Here is a 9,969-nt window from a genome sequence, read left to right as displayed (position 1 = left end):
TGCAGAGTGCCAGCATCTCCGCAACACGATGATTACCCGTTAAGGCCACCACCCGGAATACATCGGAATGGCGTGAAAGCACGTCCAGGGTGCTTTTCCCAATGGAGCCCGTGGCTCCGAGTATGCAGATGCCTCTTGTCATTTCCACCAACCCAGATAGTAAAGCCCGGCTACAAAAACCGGAATACCCGCGCTGATACTGTCCAGACGGTCAAGCAAACCACCGTGTCCCGGCAGTAATTGCCCGCTATCCTTACGATCTGCGCGGCGTTTGAGATAACTTTCTGCCAGGTCACCAATGACTGCAAATATTGCTGTCACCACTCCCAGCAAAGCCCCTGAGCATAATACGAGAGGGTGAGCCCCCAGCCAGATCCATGCGCCCAGTGTGCCCACAATGGCGCTGGCAAGCAAGCCACCCAGGAGGCCTTCCCAGGTTTTGCCCGGACTGACCTGTGGGATCAGCCGCCGCCGGCCCCACAGTTTCCCAAATGTCATGGCACCTACATCTCCTGCGCTGATTATCAAAATCACCCACAAAAGTTGATGGGGGGACTGACGCTGAAGTTGCAAGGCAAACCAGAAAGCTGGCAAAAAAGCTGGCAAAAGCAGGAAACCCGTAAGCGGACGCTGCCAAAGTGAAGCTCTATGTAGCATGCTGGGTGACACAGCAAGCATCAGCACCGCCCATAATAACCATGCGGCTACCGAAACATCTGCCAACATGGGACCGATCAGGTTATTTAACCAAAGCGGCAGCAGCAAAAGCAGCGCGAGCGACAGCCCCAGAAGCAGGGCAAAAGACCTGGAGAATAAGCTGAGGCGACCCCATTCCTGTCCGGCAAGCAGGGCGAGCAGCATTAAAAAAACCAGGAAAATCTGAGAGGAAGCCTGAAAAATCAGGACAAAAACCAGCAGCAACAAAAAGGCGGCGGTGATCAGTCGCTGACGAAGCAATCGCCCTCCAGAACCTGATCACCAGTACGTCCAAAACGCCTTTGACGATGTGCAAAAGAATGCAGTGCGTGTTCCAGAGAGGCGCGATCAAAATCCGGCCAGAGCGTGTCGGTAAAATAGAATTCTGTGTACGCCAGTTGCCAGACCAGAAAATTACTGATGCGTTCTTCCCCACCCGTACGAATCAACAAATCCGGCTCGGGTCCATCGGCAAGACTCAGATGTTGGGCAATATCCTGCTCACTGAGATCCTGCAGATTCAAGTCTGCAGACTGATAGGCAGCAATTGCAGCGCGTGTAGCCTGGGCGATATCCCAACGTCCACCGTAATTTACTGCGAGGTTGAGTTGCAGACGTGTATTATCCCGGGTAAGATTTTCAGCTTCTTCAATCAACTGACGGATATCCTGTTCCAGCGCACTGCGATCGCCGATAATCCGTAAGCGCACCCCATTTTCATGCAACTTGCGGGCTTCCCGCTTCAGGAGCAAGCGGAACAGATTCATGAGCAGACGCACCTCCAGAGGAGGCCGCCGCCAGTTTTCAGTGCTAAACGCAAAGAGAGTGAGATGGGGAATACCCAGGTCTACACAGGACTGAACCATCTCCCGGACGACTTCAGCTCCCCGTCGATGACCGGCCACACGGGGTAAATGCTGCCGATACGCCCAGCGGCCATTGCCATCCATAATGACCGCAACATGGCGAGGGAACTTAGGCGCTTCTGATCCAGGCAGTACAGCCATAATACTCAGACCTCCATGAGGTCAGCTTCCTTGGCCTCCACCACGGCATCTACTTCATCTACAAAGCGATCAGTCAGCTTCTGAAAAGCCTCTTCTGCCTGACGTTCTTCGTCTTCGGAAATGACTTTTTGCTTATGAAGGTCCTTGACCTGAGAAATACTGTCACGACGGATATTGCGAATGGCCACCCGGGCACCTTCGCCTTCCTGCCGGACTACTTTCACCATTTCCTTGCGCCGCTCTTCAGAAAGGGCCGGCAGAGGTACACGAATATTGTCCGAACCGGCCACCGGATTCAGTCCCAGTCCAGCATCGCGAATGGCTTTATCAATTTTTGGGATCAGGTTTTTTTCCCAGGGTGTCACCACCAAAGAACGGGCATCGGCTACGGAAACCGAAGCCACCTGGGCCAGTGGGGTGGGAGCATTGTAATAATCAATCATTACATGATCCAGCAAGCCAGCACTGGCGCGACCGGTACGCAGACGCGTCAACTCCCCCTTGAGGGATTCGATGCTTTTTTTCATCCGGGTTTCAGCGTCTTTTTTGATTTCCTGAATACTCATGGAACCTCTCTACGCACCGAGGTGCCTTCCTCTTCACCCAGCATTACCCGCATCAAAGCGCCGGATTTGTTGATGGAAAAAACGATGATGGGCATATCATTATCACGACATAGGGTAATAGCTGTCGCATCCATCACCTGAAGATTCTGCTCCAGAACCTGACTGTAAGACAATTCACGGTAACGCATGGCCTCGGGGTGGGTGACCGGATCATCCGTATACACGCCATCCACCTTGGTTCCTTTCAGAACCAGCTCGGCATTGATTTCCACAGCCCGCAGACTGGCGGCTGTATCCGTGGTAAAAAAAGGATTACCCGTGCCAGCACCAAAAATCACTACCCGACCTTTTTCCAGATGGCGAATGGCACGCCTACGGATATAGGGTTCAGCGACCTGCTCTATATGCAGGGCGGAAAGTACCCGCGTCGGCAGGCCTAAATGCTCCAGGGCATCCTGAACCGCAAGAGCATTCATTACTGTCGCCAGCATCCCCATATAATCAGCAGTGGCACGGTCCATACCTTCGGCGGCCTTGGCCATCCCCCGGAAAATATTGCCACCACCAATGACAATGGCGACCTGCACACCAGACGAGACCACCTCCTTGATTTCACGAGCCATACGGCGTACAACCTCGCGGTCTACGCCATACTGCCCATCCCCCATCAAGGCCTCCCCACTGAGTTTCAGGAGAACACGTGAGTACCGGGGAGCGGTCATTCAGGACCCCCGGACTTGCGCCATTACTTCGCTGGCGAAGTCTGCCGTGGGTGCTTTTTCGATACCTTCACCCACCTCAAAACGGATGAATTCGACGACTTCCACTCCCGAAAAACCCTTGACCAACTGCCCTACGCTCTTATCCGGATCTTTCACAAAAGGTTGCCCGGTCAGCGCAATTTCATTGACCAGCTTGTTGAGCCGACCGGATATCATTTTTTCAACAATATCAGCAGGCTTGCCACTATCAGCGGCCTGGGCGACCAGAATATCCTTTTCCCGGGCCAGACGTTCTGCAGAGACCTGATCAGGACGAACCACTTCCGGACGGGCTGCAGCCACGTGCATGGCCACATCCTTACCGAGTTCTTCCGTAGCCGCCTGACCTTCCAGTGCCACTATCACCCCGATGCGGCTGCCATGTATATAGGCTCCAACCACGCCTTCCTTGACCTGCAAGTGCTGCAAACGCCGCAAACTGATGTTTTCACCCAGCTTGCTGACCAGGGTCTTGCGCCGCTCTTCAATGGACGCATCCGCCACCAGTGCCTCTATTTGTTTCAGACCCTGTTGCAGAGCCTGCCCGGCACAATCCTTGGCCAAGGCCAGAAAATCATCATTCTTGGCCACAAAATCGGTCTCGCAGTTCACTTCCAGCACCACGCCCTGCTTCTGGTCTGCACTCAGCGCAGTAACAATGACGCCCTCCGCCGCTACCCGGCTGGCCTTCTTGTCGGCCTTGGCCAAACCACGGGTGCGCAGCAGATCAATGGCCGCTTCCATATCTCCGTCCGCTTCAGTCAGAACAGTTTTGCATTCCATCATGCCGGCGCCGGTGCGCTCACGCAGTTCTTTAACCTGTTGTGCACTAATAGCCATGTAAACTCCTCGGTTATGTGGTGAATGCGTTAATCGGCGTCAATTTCAATGGTTTCTTCGTCCACTTCGACGAATTCGTCCAGCAAATCCACTTCACCACCTTGCCGACCGGCCAAAATGGCATCGGCCACCAGCGAAGCATAAAGACGGATAGCACGGGTAGCATCATCGTTGCCTGGAATGGGGTAATCAATCAGCAACGGATCGCAGTTGCTATCGACCACACCAATTACCGGAATACCCAACTTGCGCGCTTCCTGCACCGCAATATTTTCATGACCCACATCAATCACAAAAATAGCATCGGGCAGACCATTCATTTCCTTGATACCACCAAGACTGCGTTCCAGTTTGTCACGCTCACGCGACAGGGTTAGGCCTTCTTTTTTGGTCAGCTTTTCAAGCGTGCCATCGGCTGACATCTGGTCCAACTCGTCCAGACGACGAATAGACTGGCGAATGGTTTTAAAGTTGGTCAGGGTACCACCAAGCCAGCGTTGATTGACAAAAAAGGCGCCACAACGACGAGCTTCCTGCTCTACCGCTTCACGCGCCTGGCGTTTGGTACCTACAAAAAGAACCCGACCATGTTTGCGCGACACCTGCTCAATAAAAGCCAGCGCGCTACGCAGCATGGGCAGAGTATGTTCAAGATTGATAATGTGAATGCGATTGCGCTCACCAAACAGGTAAGGGGCCATTTTGGGATGCCAGTAACGGGCTTGATGACCAAAGTGCACGCCGGCTTCCAGCAGGGCACGCATGCTTACATTGCTGCTCATAGAGATTTCTCCAGTTTTCATAGGGTTAAGATCCACCACGCGGCCGAGAATTCCATCCTTGCGGACACCCGGAAATCCTCTCAGGCTACGTGTGCGTATTAGGGCAAAGCCCAGCGCGTTTTATCACAAGTTACCCCACTAGAGCAAGACTGGACCGCGCACTAGGGCCAGGTCGGCTGCAAAACAGCCGTGCTAAGTACCGGTTTTGGATTTATTCCAGCGATGCCAAAACCAGTAAAGCAAAGCACCCATAAACAGCAGCAGCAACAAAATAATCTGCACCTGGCGCACCCCATTCAGCAGGCTTTGCAAGGAAGCCCCGAGAACATAACCGATACCGGCGATGACGCCGGCCCAGACAGCAGCAGCCAGTGGATTCATGACCAGGTAGCGTCGGGGTGGATAATGATGCACACCCAGGAGTATCGGGGTGATGGTTCGGGTCCCATAAATAAAGCGAAACAGCAGCGTCACCCAATCGCCGAAGCGCCTAATTAAACCCTCTGCCTGGGTTACATGGCGCTTGAGAAAGGCGGGAAGCCAGTCGAGAATCCGCTCGCCATAGCGGGAACCTACCTGATACAAAACCTGATCATTAATGGTGCTTCCCAGCCAGGAAACGGCAATGACCAGGGGCAAATCCAGCACCCCGGCATGGGCAAGAGCCCCAGCGATGATGACTACCGCCTCACCTTCCAGCAGGGTCCCGATGAACAGGATCCAATATCCATACTGGCGCAGAAACTCCTTGATAACGCTCAGGGTAACCGGTTGCAGATGCAGCCAGTGCAACAACGGATTCAGAAATTCGATGGGAACGTCCTCTTACCAATGGAGATGAAAATCAGGAGCCATATTTTCCTGTTCCTGCTCAAGATCCGCAAAAAGCAGAGGCATTTTATCCTTGTAATGATCAGGCAGTGACAGGCGCAGGACTTTGTCCACCACCTGCAAGGCGGGTGCTGTAGCCGAAATTTGCGCACCCCGATGGAAAACAATGGCAAGTCGCAGCAATACCGCCAGGCGCTGAATTGCCAGCAGGTCTTCCGCAGCAATGCCTAAAGCCGCATAGAACTGCAGATGCGGAAGCCGCTTGCGCTGGGTTCGCAACAGAGCGGCCACGACCCCCTGTTCCCGGCGGGAAAAGCCCGCCAAATCGGCATTCCGCCAGATGTATTCGCCGTGCTTGTGAAAACCGGAATGGGCAATATCCAGACCAATATCATGGGTTAACGCCGCCCACTGCAGCCATTGCCGATGGGCACCATGTAAAGACCAGTTCGCCATTGCTGCCGCAAAAAACTGATCCGCCCAGGCTGCCACACCCTGGTTGCGCCCGGTTTGACTGTGAAAGCGCTCCTGGAGACTGCGAATACTGAGTTCGCGGGTGTCTTCCTGGTGAATCCGGCCGAGCAGGTCATAAATGGCACCTTCCCGCAACGCACCCTCTGAAAACCGCATTTCCTGAATATTCAAGGCCTCGAACAAGGCGAAAAGAATCATGAATCCACCCGCAAAAACAGCGGCACGATCCGACTTCAAACCTTTCAGACGGGACAAGGCCCGCACTGAGCCCAACTGCAGAATTTGCTCTCGCAACCAGTACATACCATGACGGGTAATACGGCTACCCTGACCGTTCTCGATTAGGATCCGATTAATTGCTTTGATGGTCCCGGAAGAACCTACTGCCTGATCCCAACCATGGCCAGTGAATTCATCCAGCATCGGCTCTACGGCCATACGCACTTTTTTTTCAAGGCGTTCGCAGGACGCCGTGGTGATCAGATCATCCGGGAAAAAGGCGCGGCTGGAACCTACGCATCCAAAATGAAGACTCTCACGATTGTTCGGCACAAATCCCTGACCCACAATGACTTCGGTACTGCCCCCGCCAATATCAATGACCAGGCGGCGTTCATCCGCATCTACCGCCAGACTGTGGGCGACACCCAGATAGACCAGTCGTGCTTCTTCCCGACCGGCAACAATTTCCAGAGGAAAACCCAGAGTGGCTTCAATAGCCTGCACAAAGCCCTCAGCAGCGCTCGCCTGACGCAACGTGTTGGTACCAATGATGCGTACCCGGTCGGGACGTATACCACGAAGGCGCTGACCAAAACGTGCCAGACAATCCAGTGCCCGTTTTTCGACGGCCGGATCCAGCGTGGCATCCTCCCGCAAACCTTCGGCAAGACGCACACCTTCCCGCAGGCGGTCGAGCAAGCGAATTTCTGAACCCAGCTCTTCCGCCACTACCATATGAAAAGAATTGGAACCCAGATCCACTGCTGCCAAATAATTTTCCAATACTGCAGTGGTCACGGGTTCCGACATGATTATTTCCCCTGGAGGCTTTGCTCAACCTGATCCAGGGGAAGATGCCGGACATTTTTGCCCTTGGCAAGATAAATCACATACTCACAAATGTTGCGGGCATGATCGCCAATACGCTCTATGGCCTTGGCAATAAACAGGGCATCAATTGCTGGTGTAATGGTGCGTGGATCTTCCATCATGTAGGTAATCAGGCGACGCAGGGCAGACCGGTACTCCTGATTGAGAACCTCGTCACCCTTGGCAATGGCAATGGCCTGTTCAGCGTCTGCCCGAGCCAGGGCATCCATGGCCCGACGCAGCATATTCAGCGCATAATCTGCCATGACGCCCACATCGCGCATGAAGGCCGGGTTGGAATTGCGCGTCCCATGCCCCATGGCCAACACCATATCCGCAATCTTGCTGGCCTTATCGCCCATGCGCTCAAGATCGGCAATACTTTTGATGAGCGTCATGACCAGACGTAAGTCCGAGGCCGCCGGCTGGCGCATTGCGAGGATATTGATACATTCCTCTTCAATCCGTACTTCATATCCATTGACTTCATGGTCCCGGGCTACCACTTCCCTGGCCAGGTCATTATCCCCGGTCTGTAATGCGCGAATGGCATTGCTGATTTGTTCTTCAACGACCCCACCCATCGCCAGAACCAGCTCATGAACTTCGTTCAAGTCATCATTGAAACGTTGGGAAATATGCTGATCTTTATCCATGTTCAGTTCTCCTTAACCATAACGACCCGTGATGTAATCTTCCGTCTGTTTCTTGGCCGGATTGGTAAATAATTGGTTGGTCTGGCCAAACTCTACCATTTCGCCAATATACATAAAGGCCGTGTAATCAGACACGCGCGCAGCCTGCTGCATATTGTGGGTCACAATGAGAATGGTGAACTGATTACGCAACTCACTGACCAGTTCTTCAATTTTCAGGGTTGCTATCGGGTCGAGAGCGGAAGTGGGTTCATCCAGCAAAATCACTTCGGGTTTTACCGCAACGGCGCGGGCAATACACAGACGTTGCTGTTGCCCTCCGGAAAGACCCAAACCACTGGTCTTGAGTTTATCCTTGACCTCATCCCAGAGAGCGGCCTGACGCAGGGCTTCTTCCACCCGCTCATCCATTTCCACCTTGCGGAGTTTTTCATAGAGCTTGATGCCGAAGGCGATATTATCGTAAATCGACATCGGGAAAGGTGTCGGCTTTTGAAACACCATGCCGATTTTGGCCCGCAACATGTTGACGTCCATACTGGGGGAAAGAATATTTTCCCCATCCAGCAACACCTCACCGGTAGCGCGTTGCCCGGGATAAAGTGAATACATCCGGTTAAATACCCGTAGCAAGGTTGACTTGCCACAACCCGAAGGACCGATAAAAGCGGTGACCTGCTTCTCCGGCATTTCCAGATTGATATCCTTGAGGGATTTATTACTCCCGTAGTAAAAATCCAGGTGACGAACAGCAATTTTGGTATTTTGAAGTTCCGACATTAACGCGGGCTCCTGTCTTTAATAATTAAACGTGATCCAAGGCTCAAAACCAACACGGCGAAGGTAGCCATTAACGCACCCGCCCAGGCAAGATTTTGCCACTCATCGCAGGACTCATGGCAAACTGAAATATTTTCGGCAACACACTGACGCCGACGTGTCTTGCATTCATTTTTAATTTTCAAATTGATCCGCAACCTTCTGGGGTGAAGCCTAGCAACATAAGCAGCCTACAATAGCAGAGTTTTATTACCGTTTTATGACAGATCTTCACCGCTGACTGCACTGCGCGCCAGAGACAAGGGGAACAGTGCGGTAAATACCGTTCCCTGGCCAATTTCGCTATGTACATCCAAATGGCCCTGATAGCGTTCTACCGCATGGCGAACAATGGCAAGTCCCAGACCCGTACCTCCCATCCGCCGGGATCTTCCCTTGTCCACCCGATAAAAACGTTCCGTAATTCTTTGCAGGTGCTCTGCAGCAATCCCATCTCCCGTATCCTGCACCATCAGCATGAGACCATCGGGAACACGGCCCCAACTGATGGTGATGCTGCGTCCTGCGGGCGTGTACTTGATAGCATTTTCAAGGAGATTACGGATGATACTGGTCAAGTCTACCTGCTCCGCAAAAATACCCAGAGTCTCGTCCAGCTGCGTGTGAATTTTCAGCCTTTTTTCGGATATATTGGGCTTGAGCGTGTCCAGCACGCCCTCAATCAGTGCACTGAAAATGACGGTATCACAGCGCTCTGGTTCGGCTTCAGCCGCCTCCATACGCGCCAGCGAAAGCAAATCCTCAACGAGGGATTGCATCCGCAGGGTTTGCTGCTCCATCAAATGCAACTGGCTGCCAACTTCTTCATCATCGGCAAGAGGGCCATCCAACAGGTTTTCAAGGAAGCCCCGCACCACGGTCAGCGGGCTGCGTAGTTCATGGGAAACATTGGCGACAAAATCCTGACGTACCTGCTCCAGTTGGCGAATGCGGGTCACATCCCGAAAAATCACCAAAGCTCCGGCATCAGCCAAAGGATAACGCACGCCCTCCAAAAACAACTGGGCATCTGATGGAGCAGCCAGTTGCAAACTTGAAGGGCCCTCACCGCTTAAAAATGCCCGCAGATTGGGAGTACGCAACCAGAAGGCCAGGGGTTTGCCAACATCATCCGGCCATTGCAGTTGCAAGAGGCGAATACCTGAAGGATTAACCCAGACCAACTGACCGCGCTCATCCATGAGCACTACCACGTCTGGCATTGCCTGGAGCGCATCGCGCAGCTGAAGAATCTGGGCACTTAACTGACGTTGTCGGGCCTCCTGGTCCCGCCGCCAGTGATAACCGTCGGCAAACGTTTCCTCCCAGAGCCCTCCAGCGAGGGGGGGAAGATGAGTATCGGGATTACGGAACCAGGCACTGAAACTTTGGGATTGTTGCCGATGCCAGGCAACCCAGATCGCCAGAATCAAGGCGATGATCAC

General features: G+C 53.3%; 11 protein-coding genes and 1 pseudogene. All 12 read right to left on the bottom strand.

Annotation, left to right across the window (positions count from 1 at the left end; genetic code table 11):
* A pseudogene (locus AC2VLY_RS16320) lies at positions 1–142 on the bottom strand (1-deoxy-D-xylulose-5-phosphate reductoisomerase); the annotation flags it as partial.
* A complete protein-coding gene (locus AC2VLY_RS16315; RefSeq protein WP_486922658.1) occupies positions 139–957 on the bottom strand; it encodes a phosphatidate cytidylyltransferase in 819 nt (272 codons plus the stop codon). The gene AC2VLY_RS16315 and the pseudogene AC2VLY_RS16320, both read right to left, overlap by 4 nt.
* Positions 939–1,703, bottom strand: a complete 765-nt coding sequence (gene uppS / locus AC2VLY_RS16310; protein WP_193649946.1) for a polyprenyl diphosphate synthase — start codon at positions 1,701–1,703, stop codon at positions 939–941. Before uppS ends, AC2VLY_RS16315 begins: the two co-directional genes overlap by 19 nt.
* 5 nt (positions 1,704–1,708) lie before the next feature.
* Positions 1,709–2,269 carry a ribosome recycling factor gene (gene frr / locus AC2VLY_RS16305; RefSeq protein ID WP_010638790.1) on the bottom strand — a complete coding sequence of 187 codons (561 nt, stop codon included), beginning with the start codon at positions 2,267–2,269 and terminating at the stop codon, positions 1,709–1,711.
* Entirely contained in the window at positions 2,266–2,991 is a 726-nt protein-coding gene (gene pyrH / locus AC2VLY_RS16300; RefSeq protein ID WP_193649945.1) for a UMP kinase, read from the bottom strand. The genes frr and pyrH overlap by 4 nt, the downstream gene beginning before the upstream one ends.
* Complete coding sequence (gene tsf / locus AC2VLY_RS16295) at positions 2,992–3,870, bottom strand: translation elongation factor Ts (protein ID WP_142086369.1); 879 nt, start codon at positions 3,868–3,870, stop codon at positions 2,992–2,994.
* A 29-nt stretch (positions 3,871–3,899) separates the two neighbouring features.
* On the bottom strand, positions 3,900–4,652 hold the full coding sequence (rpsB, locus tag AC2VLY_RS16290; RefSeq protein ID WP_486922656.1) for a 30S ribosomal protein S2: 753 nt from the start codon (positions 4,650–4,652) through the stop codon (positions 3,900–3,902).
* A 192-nt stretch (positions 4,653–4,844) separates the two neighbouring features.
* Positions 4,845–5,444 (bottom strand): DedA family protein, encoded by a 600-nt coding sequence (locus tag AC2VLY_RS16285; protein WP_227485236.1) that lies wholly within the window; start codon positions 5,442–5,444, stop codon positions 4,845–4,847.
* A 33-nt stretch (positions 5,445–5,477) separates the two neighbouring features.
* On the bottom strand, positions 5,478–6,989 hold the full coding sequence (locus AC2VLY_RS16280; RefSeq protein WP_193649942.1) for a Ppx/GppA phosphatase family protein: 1,512 nt from the start codon (positions 6,987–6,989) through the stop codon (positions 5,478–5,480).
* A gap of 2 nt (positions 6,990–6,991) precedes the next feature.
* Complete coding sequence (gene phoU, locus AC2VLY_RS16275; RefSeq protein ID WP_193649941.1) at positions 6,992–7,705, bottom strand: phosphate signaling complex protein PhoU; 714 nt, start codon at positions 7,703–7,705, stop codon at positions 6,992–6,994.
* Positions 7,706–7,717: 12 nt separating this feature from the next.
* Positions 7,718–8,485: a phosphate ABC transporter ATP-binding protein PstB gene (pstB, locus tag AC2VLY_RS16270; protein ID WP_193649940.1), complete on the bottom strand. Its 768-nt coding sequence runs from the start codon at positions 8,483–8,485 to the stop codon at positions 7,718–7,720.
* 257 nt (positions 8,486–8,742) lie between these two features.
* The coding region (gene phoR, locus AC2VLY_RS16265) for a phosphate regulon sensor histidine kinase PhoR (RefSeq protein WP_486894086.1) at positions 8,743–9,969 on the bottom strand (1,227 nt) is incomplete at its 5' end.

This window comes from Acidithiobacillus sp. TH-A36, from assembly GCF_057473445.1.
The sequence above is the reverse complement of the archived record's forward strand: the minus strand, read 5'-3'. Positions and strand labels throughout refer to the sequence as shown.